Below are 15,580 nucleotides of genomic sequence, written 5' to 3'. Positions count from 1 at the left end.
ATATCCTAGATTTTTATAAATGTATAAATGAGGTGGTAAAACTAAACTTTGATTTTAGATGAACTAAAAAAGATTATTTAAACCAAATAACATTTATTAACTGACATTGGAATAAACACTATTTCCACTTCCATAATAGTTAGTAAAGATATGCTGGTAAACATTAGCTGTTTTTAATCCTACTTCTTCATCAGAATATTGTTCTTGTGGCAAGTATAATAAGTTATCATAAATTAAGCTCTTTACTTGTGCTTTAATTTGACGACTCTCTCTCCAATTATCTATTTTAAGTTTTTCAGACTTTAATGTTTCTAATGTTTTGGCTGCCACTTTTTTTACGTCTTTAATTTCTTTACTTGATAATTCTTTACCCTCTTTTAGCAGATCAAAAATGGCTAAGGTTTCTTGATCTTTTAAATTTTCACGAACTACTCGTTGTTCTTCAAAAGAAAGATCTTTTATAAAATCACTTAAGTTCTCAAACGTCTTCATGGTATCTTCAAGACTTTTTCCTTTGTTATATTCTTCTATGATTTTTTTATATCTATCGTAAAATTCTATCCGTAACGGATTTTCTTTCATCATTTGTTCTAAACGTTGCTCAATCGCATCCTGTAAATTAAACACTAAAGTGTTCTTTCGTTGTGTTTTAGCAAAAGCTGCTCTTAATTTATCAAAATCTAAAGATGCTAAATCAACATACACTTCTTCTTCATCTTCTTTAATTAGATTATCTTGAATAGTTACACTTTCGCTCACAATCGCTTGAAGATCCATTATGATTTGCGTTACATCTGCTCCTTTTACATTTTGATTGAGAGCTGTATAAATGGCTTCGATTGCATTAAAATCTTTAACATGCTTCTTTAATTTATCCGAAGGAAATAGTGCTTTGTATTTTCTAAATACATTACGCGCCATGGTTTCAAACGTAGTTCTTGTTGTTTCGTTAAGACATACCGCATCTGTAGCTTGTTTTATTTTAGCAATTTTAGACATTGGTTTGGCATCCTTTAACTCTTGTATAGAAAAATTAAGCTCTTTCAAGTATGCTTTTACGTCTTTAATGGCTTGTTTTAATTCGACCTCAATAGCTTCTAATGGTTCTATTGGTTTTCCTGGCTTATTTGTATTACCTGATCCTTTACTACCTTCTCCATAAATAGAATAGGCTTTTTCTAATTGTTTATACACATTACCATAATCTACAATTAACCCATTTTCTTTCTCGTCATCATACACACGATTTGCTCTTGCTATAGTTTGCATTAATGTGTGGCCTTTAATAGGTTTATCTAGATATACAGTAGACACACATGGCGCATCAAAACCTGTAATCCACATGGCACAGACTATTGCTAAACGAAACGGATTATCTTCATCTTTAAACTCTTTTTCAAGATTACGCTCAACCATTTTTTTTCGGTGTATTTCAATATCTAAATTCATTTTCTTGAACTTATCCACTTCATTTTGCTCACCACTGACCACAACGCAAACTTCGGTTTCTTGGACTTTGTTATACTTTCGTTTTAACTCCTGCTCTTCCTGCTGGTCGGTTGCGTTATCTATACGCTCTTGTAGTTCTTTAAGGTATTCTGGCCAATATTGCTGTACCAAGTCGTACATTTTTACCGCAGTAGGTTTATCTAAAGCCACATACATGGCTTTACCTTGATAACCGCGTTCGTTAAAGTGCCAAACCAAATCCTTTGCAATAGCTTCTAATCTTGGTTGAGACGTTAATATTGGATAATCTCTACTAAACAGATATTCTAGTTTCTTTTTTTGATCGTCATCTAAATCTTCATTTTCAAACACCTCAGCCATACGTTCATCCAATTCTGGATTAGTAATATCTAGTTTTTCACCTCTATTCAGGTATCGCAAAGGAAGTGTTGCTTCATCCTCTATAGCACGTTTAAAATCATAAATAGACACATATTCACCAAAAATGTTTTTGGTTAGCTCTTCTTCCTCTTTTATAATTGGTGTACCTGTAAACCCTAAATAGGATGCATTTGGCAACCCATGAAAACGCATATTTCTGGCATAAGTACCAGACTGTGTACGATGGGCTTCGTCACTAATGACGATAATATTTTTACGCTCTGTAATAAGTGGGTATTCGCTTTCTACTTTTGGGTCTATCGAAAATTTATGAATCAACGTAAATACATAACGATGATTTTCGGCTAACAACTCTCGCAAATGCTCACGACCTGTCATGCCTTTTTTCTTTCCTGCTATTATATTTTTGTCGTTAACAACACCAACGCCAGAAAATGTATCGTACAACTGGTTTTCTAACTCGGTTCTATCAACCGCAATTAAAAAGGTATAAGAACCACCGAGTTTACGGTGAATTTTTTCGCATAAAAACACCATAGAATAGGATTTACCAGACCCTTGTGTGTGCCAAAATACACCAAGCTTTCCTTCTAAATCATCTATATTATCTACGTTTTGTATAACTTTATTTACACCTATATATTGGTGGTTTTTAGCCATTAATTTAATAACATCTCCTTGCGAATCGTCAAACAAGAGAAAATTTTCAAAAATGTCCATCAAACGATGTTTGGCACACGTACCACGTAACATGGTATCTAAACTTACTTCGCCTTCTTCTTCCTCTTCTATACGTTTCCACTCTAAAAAGAATTTATACGGACTTGTTATCGTACCTACTTTGGCATCGGTACCGTTACTTAAAATCACAAATCCATTGTTATGAAACACATGTGGTATTGTATCTTTATAATCTTTTAAATTATCATTATAAGCATGACGTAAATCTTGGTGATGTGCCTTTAGCTCAAAAAACACTAAAGGAACACCATTTACAAAACCTACTACATCTGGTCTTCGCAAATACAGCTCGCCTAATATCTCAAACTGTCTAACCGCTAAAAAGTGATTGTTTTCGTAATTTTTAAAGTCAAATACTTTTAGCTTAGTTTTAACCAATTCGCCTTTTGTATTGGTATAACTTACTGGTACACCATTTTTAAGATAGTCGGTTTTTTCTTTGTTGATTCTACCTAAAGTTTGATCTGCTACGTTTTGAGTAATTAACTCAATTGCCTGCTCATAAGCTACATCTGGATGATTAGAATTGAGTTTTTGTAATGCTTGTAATAGGTAGCGTTTTAAAACCACCTCAGTTTTATCTTCTCTACCTAACAAACCTTCTGTACCGAAAGATTCTTTTTTCCAAGCAGTCACCACAGTCCACCCTAATTCTTCTAACACATCTTGTGTAGCTTGCTCTATTAAACCGTCTTCTGAATATTCGTAGCTCATGGTTCTTATTAATTAAGCCAATTATAAAATTGCTCACTTATGTTTTGTTGCCATTTACTTATATTACTTTCTACTTCAATAGTAATGACACTACACTCTTTTTCTAATGGATTACTAGAAACTGGATCTAAAAACAACCCATTCCGTTTTTCGTTTTTAATACCAGGATATACCAAAGCTACTTTTTTAGCTTTATAATATTCATGGTAAACATACATCTGCCTTAAATCATCAGGTGATGGGTTATATCCATTCAAATTTTTCCATTTAGTATCTAAAATAATACTTTCTCCTTCATTTTCTATCCAAATATCAGGTTTCATACTAGAACGATTTCCTTTTTCAGGCTTCCAAAAGTATTTAGAAGTTTGTGCAGTAATTTGAGACTTGTTTTTTTTATGTTTTCTTAAACTTTTAAATATAAATTTCTCCCAAAGTAGATTCATATCGAACATTAATGCTAATACATTATTTCTACCTTTACTTATATCTGGATGATACTGTAAAAGCAATAATTTAGCGATTTCTATTCCTTTTTTATAATGTTCTGTTTTCCTGTTAAAGTATAAATTATTAAAAGTTGATTCCGTTACTTTTATATCAGGCATTTCTGGAAAATTCAAAAATAAAGAACCTATTCTGCCATATAATGATGCATTAGTATTTATTTGCTTTATTAGCTGAAGTGTTTTGTATAGAATAAAATGCAACTTGTGATTTACATCATAAGTGGTATGGCGCACATAAAACCTTTCTTGGTGAGTAATGTTATGTTGAATGTGCTTGTTAAACTGTAAACTACCTTTTAAGGCAGATACATTTCCCTCTTTTTTTCTGTATTTTTTGACTAAGCCAGAATGTAATAAGTATTCAACTTCTTTAATAAATAGTTCAAAATATAAATCGAGTATTGTATTAGGTTTTATTTTTAAATGACTTGAACTTGTCGATTTAATATCAAAACCACCGACTGATCGCATCATACCAATTAAAATATCACGCCATTTCTTTTCTTCTAATTTAAAATTTGAATTTTTATCTGCTTTGGGCAAGACTTCAATAAGCGTTTTACCTACTTGAATTACACCAACATGTTCATTAAACTGTACGCCATTATAGATTAATTTAAAAAAAGGAACCCCTGAACCATAATATTGCTGTAACGCTTTAAATTGGTCTTCAGAAATTCGTTTTTCGCCTATATCAAAACGAAGAATTTCATGTTCAAAAACAACGATATGTTTATTTGCTTTATGCAATAGAATCCTTCATTAAAAGCTGAATGGCTTTATCAAAAGACATATCAACATTGTTAATTTTATAATTGTGATTACTATTTCTATAATCTATAATTTCATAAATATCTCTTTCCTCAAAATCACCTCTACTTTCATGGTCAAAATCTGCAAAAGCATCAGCGATTTTATCCCAATCCTTTTTGTTAACGAATCCTTTCCCGAGTACTAAACCTATTTTTCCAAAATCTCCAAAAAAATATTCTTGTAATAATGGAATGATATTTTTATAAAATGTTTTTATTATTTTCTGTTCCTTATCTTTTTCTTCTTCAATAATAAAAAATGAATGTCCAATAGCATGATCTTTATCAAGCAGCTTTTCTATACGACTATTTATAGTCTTTAAAATTTGGGAAGTCTTATAATTAAACGCAGAATAATCGAGTTCTTTTAAAGAATAGTCTGGTGGTATTTCTTCAAACGTAAAACGTCTTCTTAAAGCTGTATCTAGAGCTTCTACACTTCTATCTGCTGTATTCATAGTTCCAATAATGTAAAGATTTGGCGGTACACCAAACGACTCCTTACTATATGGCAGTATGACCTCAATAGATTCGTCGTTACCTAGTCGTTTGTCTTCTTCAATTAACGTTATTAACTCTCCAAAAATTTCAGACACATTCCCACGGTTAATTTCATCTATAATTAACACATATTTTTTTTCTTCTTTATCTTCCTTTACTGTGGGCTTATAAGACTTTAACTTATCCAAAATGCCTGGATAATAAATACCTATACCAGAAGTTCTAACTTTTCTCCTTCCATAAAAATAATCTCTTAAAGTAGCAATACTCAACGTATGATCTATACTTCCACTTGCCTTTTTAAATTGTATTGAAGATTTAGTAAAACCAATAATAGTATAATCTTTACCTTTAGTTTTCATTGGGAATTTCATAGCCTGATTTTCTTCCCAATCGTCTTTTAAATTATTAAAGGCATCTTCAAACGACAATTCATCTTGACTATCTGAATTAGCACCTAACCAATTTTCTTTGGCTATGGTACACATGTTTTTAAATATTCCTGGAAGCGTATCATAGATTACTTTTTTCTTTGAAGTTACTACTGGTTTTATACCTTCTATAAAATCTTCATAAGTCATGCTTTGATGAAACGTGACAAAAGCTATTTGTCCAGATGGATTTTCCCAATCGTTAATTAATAGGTCATCAAACCTATCAGTTAGATTGGATCGTGTTTCTTTTTTTAACTCTTCCTCAATTACATCTTCAATAATAGAAAGTGCTTTGTTTATCGTGTGATACGTTTTCCCTGTTCCTGGAGGTCCAAAAAGTATTTGATTTAACGGACTATTGTTATACATTACAAAAGGTTTTGATTCATTAGGATTTTTTTCAGAAATTAAAATGTCTTTTTTAACATTTTTTTTCTCCTCCTTAATCTTGTTTTTAACTTTTTCACGTATTGGCCCCCAATTTAAAATAGCTGTTGTTAATCCTTGCCAATTAGGGCTTAAACTATCTATTTCAAAAATTAAATTACTAGTATAGCTAAACTCATTAAAAGTAGATTCAACAACATCTTTCTTTACTCTACCTAAACCAGCTGTCAAATTATAAGATTCTAAAAGTTGACCTTTATTATTAGTATTTTTATAAACACTAATATTAGTTAAATTCATATTATATAACTGACCTGGTATTTGATAACTTTCAAGAACAATGAAACTTTTAGAGCTGGGCAAACTTCTTAAAATAAACTCCTTTTTGTCATTTAAGCTTTTAAACCTAAAACCTTTTTGTCCCTCCCAAGATCCACCTGGTGTTCCAAAAGCATCATTTGTTTCTCCTAGATAATCCCAGTCTTCAATATTTGTATTTGCTTTTAGACTTTTTAGAAAATCTAATAGTCCCTTGGCTAATTCTCTTTGATCCATACCCTATTCTTTACTATATATTTGGTTATTTTCCGCCACTTTACCCAACTCCTTCAAAATATTTTGGATAGCTTACTCTATTAAACCATCTTCCAAATAATCGTGGCTCTTGACCTATTTTTATTTTAACTCCTTAATTAAATCAATCATTAGTTCTGTTTCTCTTGGCTTGAATTTTTCTGCTTTAGTTTTATAACCCTCTTCTTGCATTTTCCAGTTTTCCATTTTATGCCAAATGGCATCAAAATTATTTGTTTCTAAGACATTCATACATTCTAAAACCGTATTAAGCAACTCTATACGATCCATACCTTTATCAATCAATGATTTTTGATAAATAGACAGCATATTTTTAACCTGTGATACAAAATCTCTAGCATAATCATCTTCATTCATCCAGTTTGTTACCTCCTTAATAAATTTATAATTAAAGTTAATCACACTTCTTTCATCATCAATATTATCAAATTGTATATACTTTTGGTTGCCTATGGTTTTTTCAAGAACTGGACAATACATTCCCCAATGATTTTCTTGAAACTCCAAATCTTTAAAAACAGGTAATGCTTCCAAAAACTTTATATTACTAAACATTTTATGGATGTATTTTTTTCCATAATTCCTGTTCAATATTTGTCTTGTGAGCAAAACAACTACTGCTATTTCATAATCATAGTTTAAGGTTTTGAACAAACTGTCAATTTCAACTTTGTCTTTTTCATAAACTGACCTAGCTTCCGCCACCTTACCCAACTGCTCTACCACTTCATAATTAGTACTACCAACCTCCAAACTCTCCACATTTATCATCCCACTCATTAAGCGTGGTAACAAGATATCTCGCGCTTCTTTTAAGTGTTGGTTTTGATTTTTAAGTTTTTCAATAAAATTAAATAGAGGAATAGCATATAAGTTAAATTTTTCAATAATAACTTTATTTGGTTTGTTTAGTTTTAAGGATTTAAATGTCCCCTTATTAAAACCGTCTTGTGCTGTTCTTTGGGTTTTATTAAGCAAGTTTGATTGAAAAAAATCAGATTTCAAATACCATCGTAAAAATTCTCTATGGGATTTTTTATAAGGCACAACCTTAACCAAAGCAACATTATAAACTCCTTCAATACCATAACAAATTCTCCCTACAGAAGCACCATATCTAGCTATCATAATATCTTCCTTTGAACATCTACGTAGTTTAGAATTATTTCTAACATAAGCTATGTGGGAATCTGTGTAATAATCACGAATTTGAACCATTCTAACATAACCATCTTTTTGAACATCTAACCAACTGCTTTTTGGTGGTTGTGTTCCTCCTTGAATATCAAATAAATCAGAAGCCTTCACCTTTTCCCAACCCTCAGGCAATCCAGTGTCTTCATCAAACTTTGTGGTTTCATGACCAGGAAATTTAAAGCGTACAAACCACTCTTCATAGGTGAGTTGTGCTTGTTCTTCTAATAGTTTAATGCGCTTTAGGTTGTTTTCTATTAAATCATCATAGGCGGATAAAATGGATGCTATTTTGCGTTGGGTTTTTAGTGGTGGTAGGTTGATTTTGGTATTTTCCAAGACACTTTTTGTTAACGCATTTCTTGTAGCGCCTGCACCAGAAGCAAAAGCTAACAAGGTCGCTTGCATTCGCGGTGAGATTAATGAATACATCAAATATCTCGGGTTTAACTTTTCTTTTCTTGGTCTAATTATTGAAACATGTTGATTTACTCTTCCAGGTATAAATTCTCGTGGTGGTATACAACATCTAGCGACAGAATCACCAGTAATATTCAATAATACATCATCCTCAACAACTTCAACATTTTTCATTTTAGAAGCAATTGTATCATTTATATAGGCTAATCCACTTGTTGAAAATTCTCCATTATAAATATTTTGACTTCTGAAAATAGGTATTCCTTTCTCTACGTATACACTTGAACCTCCTCTTGGTGTAACTCCACTACCTATTTTTGAAGTAACTTCAATTAATCTTACTTCACTCCATCCTTCCCTCATAGCTTGACACTTTGTATTTGTTGCATTAGGGTATTGGCTTCGGTGTTTAGTTTTGCTAGTTCGGTATGTATGTCGCGCATTCTGCCTTTATAGTCAAAATCCATATCAATATCAATCTTTACTCCTACGTAGCGTCCTGGTGTAAGGCTGTAGTCTTGCTCTTTAATCTCGTCTAATGTGGCTATTTTGCATAGGCCTTCTACGTCTTGGTATTTGCCTTTTGGGAAGTGTTCTGCTAACCAAGCGTTCTCGACTGCGCTCGAACTGACAGCTTCAAGATTATTGGTTCTAAAAGCGTTCATAATAGCGGTTAAACCCTCTAGTTGGTCGTCACTAAAATCGTTAATTGTTGTGCTTACTTTTCTAAAGGTGTTGCGGGCATCTATCATAAGCACCTTGTCTTTGTTTTCAGCTTTCTTTCCTTTATTAAAAAACCAGACGTGACATGGTAAGCTACGCGTGTAAAAAAAGTTGTTGCTTATGGCTACAATACATTCTACATCGCCTGTTTCAATTAACTGTTGGCGTATGCGTTTCTCGGCATTACCAGCATCGGTCGCACTACTTGCCATTACAAAACCTGCTCTACCAGTTTCGTTTAAATAACTATGGAAATATTGCATCCATAAATAATTACCATTGCTAATGGTGCCTTTTCCTGTTAGTGGTGGCCCAAAAGGTAAACGCTCGTCATCTGCTAGAAATTTATTCTTCGCATCAATTTTATCGACATTAAATGGTGGATTTGCCATGACGAAATCGCATTTTCCTGTTAGGTTATGCGGATTGCTATAAAAGCTATTGCTTTCTATAATCTTGCCTTCTATACCGTGAATGGCGAGGTTCATTTTTGCTAAACGTGTGTTGTTACTTTTTAGCTCTGTACCATACACAGTAATGGCTTCGTTAACGCTTTTGTTGTTGTGGTCTTTTATAAAATGTGCGGTTTGCACAAACATACCACCAGAACCACAAGCAGGATCGTGTACAATACCGTGATTAGGTTGTATAAAGTTGACAATAAGGTTTACCAACGATGGTGGTGTAAAAAATTCGCCACCTTCTTGCGCACCTGCACCTTGCATAGAGAATTTCATTAAGAAAAACTCGTAAATACGACCAAACACATCGCCTTTAGCATTTTTTACGGCGTCTTTATTAAACACACGTACTAAATCGCGCAGTAGTTTGTCATCAAACTCTTGGTAGCTTTTTGGCAAAATACCTTCTAGATCTGGGTATTCAGCTTCAATAAGTTTCATAGCATTATTAATGGCTTGTGCTATATCTTCGCTTTCTGGTAAGTAGGCTAAATAATCGTATTTGGCTTTTTCTGGCAACATAATAGCACCAGCTGCTGTGTAATCTTCTTTATTGGCTTCTCGTTTTTCTCCTGTACGCGGATTTATGGGAAGGTTGTTTTGCACTTCAATTTTGGCATCTTCATAACGGTTTTGTGCAAAACGCAGTAGTACTAGACCTAATAATGGGTCTTTATATTCGGCAGCGGTCAATTTAGAATTGGCTCTTAAGTCGTCTGCTGCATCCCAAAGTTCGGTTTCTAGTTGTTTTATGTTTTGTTGGGTCATTATATATTTTCAGTCTTAATACTTTATTTCAAAAGCATCTAAAATAAGGTTATTTATAATTTTAGGCTAATAACATTCACATTTATAATCAAAAATATATTTGTGGAAACGTTTCCCGTAAGAATTAGGATCTCCATAACCTCCATTTTTAAAATTAGACCAATTTGTTGAAGGAACCCCGCAAAATATATAAGTATTGGTTTGGTAGCTATATTCGCTTTTTTTAATTTTTGCTACCACATAAATGTCATAATCATAGGTGTAAGCTGTCACTTCATAAAGCCAGCTAGAATCTAATGTGTAACTAGAAAGCTTACTTTTACGGTATCCATTGTCTTGGATATAACTTAATAAATCTTCGCAAGACGTTGTTTGCGATGTACCACTATATGAATTACTTGTAGGTACTCCACAACTACGTATATACTTCAAAGTATTATTTAATTCATCAACAGCATACCCCATATTATTTAATGCCTGATTAATATAATTATTAGCTTCGTTAAGATAATCACTTAAATAGTCGGCATCGGATGTATAACTCGCACTAGACAAACTACTTTCTGCATTAGATAGATTTCTTTTTGCATCGTAAAAATAATCTTCAGCGTCTTCAGCTGCATTTTTAGCATCATAACAATTAAGATACCCTGCTTCAGTTTCTGCATCATCAGCTTCATCTTCAGCATAACCTAAATAACGTTTAGCGGAAGAAACTTCACTTTCTGCGTAATTAGCATATGATTGAACACCTGAAATAGATTCAGCATTAAAGGCATCAGAGATATATGACCTTGCATTCTTTAATTTATTAAAAGCATCTTGATAGTTCTCATAAGATTCTTCAATTGCTTCTGTTACATCAGAGACTTGAGAATACATACCTGAAAAAGAGATTAATAGACATAATACCAAAATTACTTTTGGATATTCTCGCATTACAATTTTCATTTCTAGATATAAAACAAAAGATTAATAAAAAAATAAAGCTAAATTTTATATTAGCCAATTAATGCTATTGGTACTTTTAAGGGAGAAGCATAAATATAGAATATATTTAGAAAATCTCTATATAGTATGCTTAAAAAATTATTTAATAGTTTTACGCCATATCATCTTTAAAAGATATATACTTGTTAAGTATACCTTTAAACAAACAAAAACTTAAAAACATGAAAGCCTATTTTTTTATTACAGTATTAAGTTTAGCATTATCATTTTCAGCAAATGCTCAAACAGAAAAATCTAATGAGCAAGAAAACATAGGCAACTTCTCATACTACGAACCTATATTTGTTCATAAAAGCCCTAATAAACCAAACAAACTATATGAGCGATTTGAAGAAATTTCTGTGATTGCTATAGATTCAGTGATAAATAGAAAAAAACCGCAGTATAACGTAAAAGAAAAATACAAAGCTAATCTAACAGCTACTGATAAAAACGAATTAGTTACGTTATTCAAATCTAAAAACAAGAACTACACAGACACTGATTTACCACATAGTTTAAAGGAAATTAGCACAACTACAGGTAACCGTTACGGAATGTTTTTTTTAGTTGAAACTAGAAGTAGCACTTCTCCTGAAACAACGCCTATTAGTAAAGTACAACTTGAAACTATAATTTTTGATTTTAAACAAAATGCGATTGTGTTTTATAAAAAATCTAAAAACTTATCTCCTAAAGGTAATGGCGGCTATGCACATACTTTAATTAAAAATTTAAATTATATAAATAGAGCTATTAGAAAACTTTAGAATGAATGCTTAACAAATGTTTTCTAAAATAAAAGCGAGTACCTTTTTTATTTAGTCCACCTGTAAACCACCTCTTTTCTTTCTATATCATAAAAAGGTTTTTGTCCCATATTATTTGGAGCCATATTTTTGATTTCGTGAAAACGGCCGTTTATTTCAGAAACTAGCTTTTTAATATCTCCTTTGGTCAAGGGTTTATTTTCATTTTTTGTAAGTAGAGATTTTAGACCATCGGCTGCTAATGTTCCTAAAGCTGCATTTCCTACACCTTGAAAACTCATTTGTTCTACTTTACTTTTTGTGTTCTCTAATGAGTTTTTATTTTTATTATTTTGAAGAAAGTTTTTTGGTAATGCAGGAGTTGGTTTGACTACAACATCAGCTTCCTTTCTTTCTCTATATGCTTTTGAACGGCAACTATTGCAACAAAACTTTTGCACACGACGTCTTGAAGGTAAAAATTCTTCATAACAATAATCACAGGTGTAATATTTTGAATCTTTCATTATGCGTAAATTAAACGTTCTATTTACGTTAAATTATAATTTTTAATCAATATTAACTTTAAAAACAGTTTTTAATAGAAAACTTTCAGCATTTGTTCTCGTATCGTTTTTAAGTTTTTCTAATTGATTTTTCTTTTCAAGTTTTTTATCAGGTTTTCTACTTTCTACTTCTTGTGTATCTAAATTTACTGCAAGCGGTTTTATCTTTTTTAAAACAGTCTGTGTTGTTTGTTTATTAAAATTGTAAACTCTTGGAGGTATTTTAAATTTAGCTTCGAATATTTCTTTGTGTTGTATATAAAAATTATGTTGCAATGTAAAGGCTGTTTTTTGATCATCTGTTAAATCTGCTATATCCTTTTCAATTTCATTACAGAACAACTCACTCATGTAAAGTAGAGATAAAACAAGCTCGTTATATTTTTCTATCACATATTCAAAACCTCCTTTACTACTTTGCTCCTTAAACTCAAATAGCAGAAATATATTCTCTTCTAAATAAGATTTTTTTGGTAATACAAACTGCCCAAAAGACTCTGTGTAATTTCTTATCAGTTTTCCATTTTTATCAAATAAAAAAATGGTATTAATATCTTTAAGTACTGATTCGGTTTTTGTAATCTTTAATAAATCAAAAACCGATTCTGGTAAATAAAACACACTAGCCTTTATTAAATTGGCAAAAGTTAATTTGGATACTTCTTTTAAACTATCTGTCATTCCTATTTAATAAATTTTGAATAGTCTTCTGGTAACTCGGCATCAATGTCTCTTAAATATTGTTCTAAAGCTGTCATAGAAGAGTGTCCTGTAATTTGCATAAGCTTACTCTTTGCTGCATGCGGCGATGAGTCTTCAACCAAAGCTCGATACAATTTAGTTATAAAAGTATGCCTAAAACTATACATACCATAATCAACACCTAATCCAAATTTATCTTTAACAACTTTTTTAAAGCGACTAGAAAAATAATTTCTTTTGTAATCTGCTGTGCCTTCCCAAGCTCCGCCAATACCTTTGTAGGTAAAAAGGAAATCATCATGTTTAAACTTTGATAAATCAGGTAACTCTTTCCATAACACTTCTGGAATAATCTTCGTTTTTAAAGGACTGTTTTTTGCTTTAAAACTTAAAGTGCGATTTTCTGTATTAATATCTCCTACTTTAAGTCTACAAACTTCTATAGGCCTTAAGAAATTAAAAGACACAAACTGAATAAAGAGTAATAAAGTAGGATCCTCTTTCTCTAGATAATCGAAAATTTCTTTTTGCTGTACTTTTGTATAAGTCTTATTCCTTGTCGTTGTCGTTTTATGATTTTTAATTTTCTTTACAAAATTTTCTGCTACAAGTTCGTGGTCTTCTAAAGTAGAAAAGAAGCTACTTAAACTTGCTCTATAATTGTTTCTGTTTCTAGCAGAAGTTTTTGTCATAATTTGAAGCAAAAACTCGGACACTATAGATTTATCAACGTCTTTTATGTATTTAATTTGTTTCTTGTTCTCTTGAAGCCATTTTTTGAAAATTCTAATATGGCTACTGTAAGAGCGTAAGCTACTTGCTTGAAGTGTTTTTTCCTTAAGCACCATATCAAAATCAAAAGCCTCTTTTAATGTTGCTCCTAATTCTTTCTTGGTTGACTTTCTAGGTTTTCTCTTAACAGTTACAGCAACCTCTTTCTCAAGCTTAACTTTTTGTGTTTTTTGAGTTTCAACTATAGCTTCTTCCTTCTCTAGAATTTCCTGTTGCTTCTGATATACACTATCATTGTTTTTATACGGACTGTAACCTTGGCGTAATAATTTATTTAAGGTTTGTCTTAAAATCGTTAAAACGGCCAATCGCTCTTCCTTGGTTTTATATTTATTGGCTTCACCATAAATTGGTGTTTGACGCTTTAGTTTTCCCGTATCAGGATTTCGGTAAGAAAAATACACATACCAACGTTTCGATAAGTCGTTATTTGCAGTGTAGATTTTGGGTGTAGAATATTCTTTTTTCAATGACAAATCGTATGCACTTTCGTATGCACTTTTGTATTCTTTTTCAATTAGGAGGTTAAAATTAAGCATAAAAAAACGGTTTGGCAACACCAAACCGTTATTATACGTGACTTTGTCATTAGTAGCGGGAACTGGACTCGAACCAGTGACCTTCGGGTTATGAGCCCGACGAGCTACCTACTGCTCTATCCCGCGATATTGGACTGCAAATATACAACGGTTTTTAAGATTACCAAGCATAAAATGAAAAAAAATTATCATTCTGCTGTTATACTCCTTATTCACAACCTTTTTAAAGTAAATATAGAGCATAAAAAAAGATGTGCTATAACACATCTTTTTTATTTATTTTATAAAATATACTACTTACTAATCATCATCAAAGTCTGTTGCAACACCTTCTTCTATTGGTAATCCCATAATTGTTGGCTGATTACTTTTATCAGTTACCGTAACATACTCTGTATCTAAATTATTGTCGCTAACCATTATGACATTCAAACTTTCTAAATCTGTAATTTGATATGGTAAACTTCCTATTAAATTGTTGCTTGATAAAACCAACTCTTCAAGGTTTTTCAACGCTGATATTTCAACAGGTATGTACCCTTCTAGTTTATTATCTATTAAACTTAATTTTTCTAAATTCTTTAAATTCTCAATGCTTGCTGGTATTTCTCCTGTTAAAAAATTACTTCCTAACAATAATTCTTTAAGGTTTTCTAAATGTGTAATTGAAGTTGGTATCTCTCCAGTAAAACTGTTACTGAATAATTTTAGAATGGTTAGGTTTGTTAGGTTTCCTATATCTTGTGGAAGCTCACCTTCTAACCTATTCATATACAGCTCTAAAACTGATAAATTATTAAGATTTGTAATACTCTGTGGTAATGTTCCTGTAAGTTTATTAAATCCAAGACGTATTTCTTTGATATGGGTTAAATCTCCTATCTCTTGAGGTAAGTTACCTTGTAGGTTATTGAATTCTAAATCAAGACTTACAACCTTGTTATTCTTTAACGTAACGCCATACCAAGAATCAATAGGCTTATCTAAATCCCAAGTATTTGTCCAATTTTCACCTTGCGTCGCGTTGTATAAAGCCAATAAAGCTTCTTTCTCACTTTGAGAAACGTTTGCAAAGGTTATTGTTGTTATAAAAAAGCATAACACAATGGTTTTTAAAGCTTTCATATCGTTCT

11 protein-coding genes and 1 tRNA gene are annotated in these 15,580 nt (G+C 31.7%); 1 reads left to right on the top strand and 11 read right to left on the bottom strand.

All coding sequences use genetic code 11. The features are described 5' to 3' along the window. Positions 1-96: 96 nt before the first annotated feature. From ACN5J3_RS03595 to ACN5J3_RS03570, 6 genes are all read right to left on the bottom strand, one after another. On the bottom strand, positions 97-3,306 hold the full coding sequence (locus ACN5J3_RS03595; RefSeq protein WP_418510795.1) for a type I restriction endonuclease subunit R: 3,210 nt from the start codon (positions 3,304-3,306) through the stop codon (positions 97-99). Between the two features lie 8 nt (positions 3,307-3,314). After that, positions 3,315-4,565: an McrC family protein gene (locus ACN5J3_RS03590; protein ID WP_418510794.1), complete on the bottom strand. Its 1,251-nt coding sequence runs from the start codon at positions 4,563-4,565 to the stop codon at positions 3,315-3,317. Further along, on the bottom strand, positions 4,558-6,504 hold the full coding sequence (locus tag ACN5J3_RS03585) for an McrB family protein (protein WP_418510793.1): 1,947 nt from the start codon (positions 6,502-6,504) through the stop codon (positions 4,558-4,560). The genes ACN5J3_RS03590 and ACN5J3_RS03585 overlap by 8 nt, the downstream gene beginning before the upstream one ends. Positions 6,505-6,624: 120 nt before the next feature. Beyond that, positions 6,625-8,520 carry a restriction endonuclease subunit S gene (locus tag ACN5J3_RS03580; RefSeq protein ID WP_418510792.1) on the bottom strand — a complete coding sequence of 632 codons (1,896 nt, stop codon included), beginning with the start codon at positions 8,518-8,520 and terminating at the stop codon, positions 6,625-6,627. Further along, complete coding sequence (locus ACN5J3_RS03575; RefSeq protein ID WP_418510791.1) at positions 8,517-10,109, bottom strand: N-6 DNA methylase; 1,593 nt, start codon at positions 10,107-10,109, stop codon at positions 8,517-8,519. The genes ACN5J3_RS03580 and ACN5J3_RS03575 overlap by 4 nt, the downstream gene beginning before the upstream one ends. A gap of 66 nt (positions 10,110-10,175) precedes the next feature. Then, entirely contained in the window at positions 10,176-11,060 is an 885-nt protein-coding gene (locus ACN5J3_RS03570) for a hypothetical protein (protein ID WP_418510790.1), read from the bottom strand. 221 nt (positions 11,061-11,281) lie between these two features. Between ACN5J3_RS03570 and ACN5J3_RS03565 the strand changes: the two genes are divergently transcribed. Beyond that, positions 11,282-11,869 (top strand): hypothetical protein, encoded by a 588-nt coding sequence (locus tag ACN5J3_RS03565; protein ID WP_418510789.1) that lies wholly within the window; start codon positions 11,282-11,284, stop codon positions 11,867-11,869. A gap of 47 nt (positions 11,870-11,916) precedes the next feature. Here ACN5J3_RS03565 and ACN5J3_RS03560 read toward each other — a convergent pair whose 3' ends face one another. The 5 genes from ACN5J3_RS03560 to ACN5J3_RS03540 form a co-directional block, all read right to left on the bottom strand. Beyond that, entirely contained in the window at positions 11,917-12,375 is a 459-nt protein-coding gene (locus ACN5J3_RS03560) for a hypothetical protein (RefSeq protein ID WP_418510788.1), read from the bottom strand. A 42-nt stretch (positions 12,376-12,417) separates the two neighbouring features. After that, positions 12,418-13,095: a hypothetical protein gene (locus ACN5J3_RS03555; RefSeq protein ID WP_418510787.1), complete on the bottom strand. Its 678-nt coding sequence runs from the start codon at positions 13,093-13,095 to the stop codon at positions 12,418-12,420. Between the two features lie 2 nt (positions 13,096-13,097). After that, on the bottom strand, positions 13,098-14,447 hold the full coding sequence (locus ACN5J3_RS03550) for a tyrosine-type recombinase/integrase (protein WP_418510786.1): 1,350 nt from the start codon (positions 14,445-14,447) through the stop codon (positions 13,098-13,100). Positions 14,448-14,500: 53 nt separating this feature from the next. Further along, positions 14,501-14,573: transfer RNA gene (locus tag ACN5J3_RS03545), tRNA-Met, on the bottom strand. A gap of 174 nt (positions 14,574-14,747) precedes the next feature. After that, a complete protein-coding gene (locus ACN5J3_RS03540) occupies positions 14,748-15,572 on the bottom strand; it encodes a Two component regulator three Y domain protein (RefSeq protein WP_418510785.1) in 825 nt (274 codons plus the stop codon). Positions 15,573-15,580: the final 8 nt, after the last annotated feature.

Origin of the sequence: Corallibacter sp. (assembly GCF_048381695.1) — a bacterium.
Lineage (GTDB): Bacteria > Bacteroidota > Bacteroidia > Flavobacteriales > Flavobacteriaceae > Corallibacter > Corallibacter vietnamensis.
The sequence above is the reverse complement of the archived record's forward strand: the minus strand, read 5'-3'. Positions and strand labels throughout refer to the sequence as shown.

Bases quoted from the DNA above. Each gene is read 5' to 3' on its own strand.
- ACN5J3_RS03595 (WP_418510795.1), bottom strand. From the start codon at position 3,306: ATGAGCTACGAATATTCAGAAGACGGTTTAATAGAGCAAGCTACACAA.
- ACN5J3_RS03585 (WP_418510793.1), bottom strand. From the start codon at position 6,504: ATGGATCAAAGAGAATTAGCCAAGGGACTATTAGATTTTCTAAAAAGT.
- ACN5J3_RS03580 (WP_418510792.1), bottom strand. From the start codon at position 8,520: ATGAGGGAAGGATGGAGTGAAGTAAGATTAATTGAAGTTACTTCAAAA.
- ACN5J3_RS03575 (WP_418510791.1), bottom strand. From the start codon at position 10,109: ATGACCCAACAAAACATAAAACAACTAGAAACCGAACTTTGGGATGCA.
- ACN5J3_RS03570 (WP_418510790.1), bottom strand. From the start codon at position 11,060: ATGAAAATTGTAATGCGAGAATATCCAAAAGTAATTTTGGTATTATGT.
- ACN5J3_RS03565 (WP_418510789.1), top strand. From the start codon at position 11,282: ATGAAAGCCTATTTTTTTATTACAGTATTAAGTTTAGCATTATCATTT.
- ACN5J3_RS03560 (WP_418510788.1), bottom strand. From the start codon at position 12,375: ATGAAAGATTCAAAATATTACACCTGTGATTATTGTTATGAAGAATTT.
- ACN5J3_RS03555 (WP_418510787.1), bottom strand. From the start codon at position 13,095: ATGACAGATAGTTTAAAAGAAGTATCCAAATTAACTTTTGCCAATTTA.
- ACN5J3_RS03550 (WP_418510786.1), bottom strand. From the start codon at position 14,447: ATGCTTAATTTTAACCTCCTAATTGAAAAAGAATACAAAAGTGCATAC.
- ACN5J3_RS03540 (WP_418510785.1), bottom strand. From the start codon at position 15,572: ATGAAAGCTTTAAAAACCATTGTGTTATGCTTTTTTATAACAACAATA.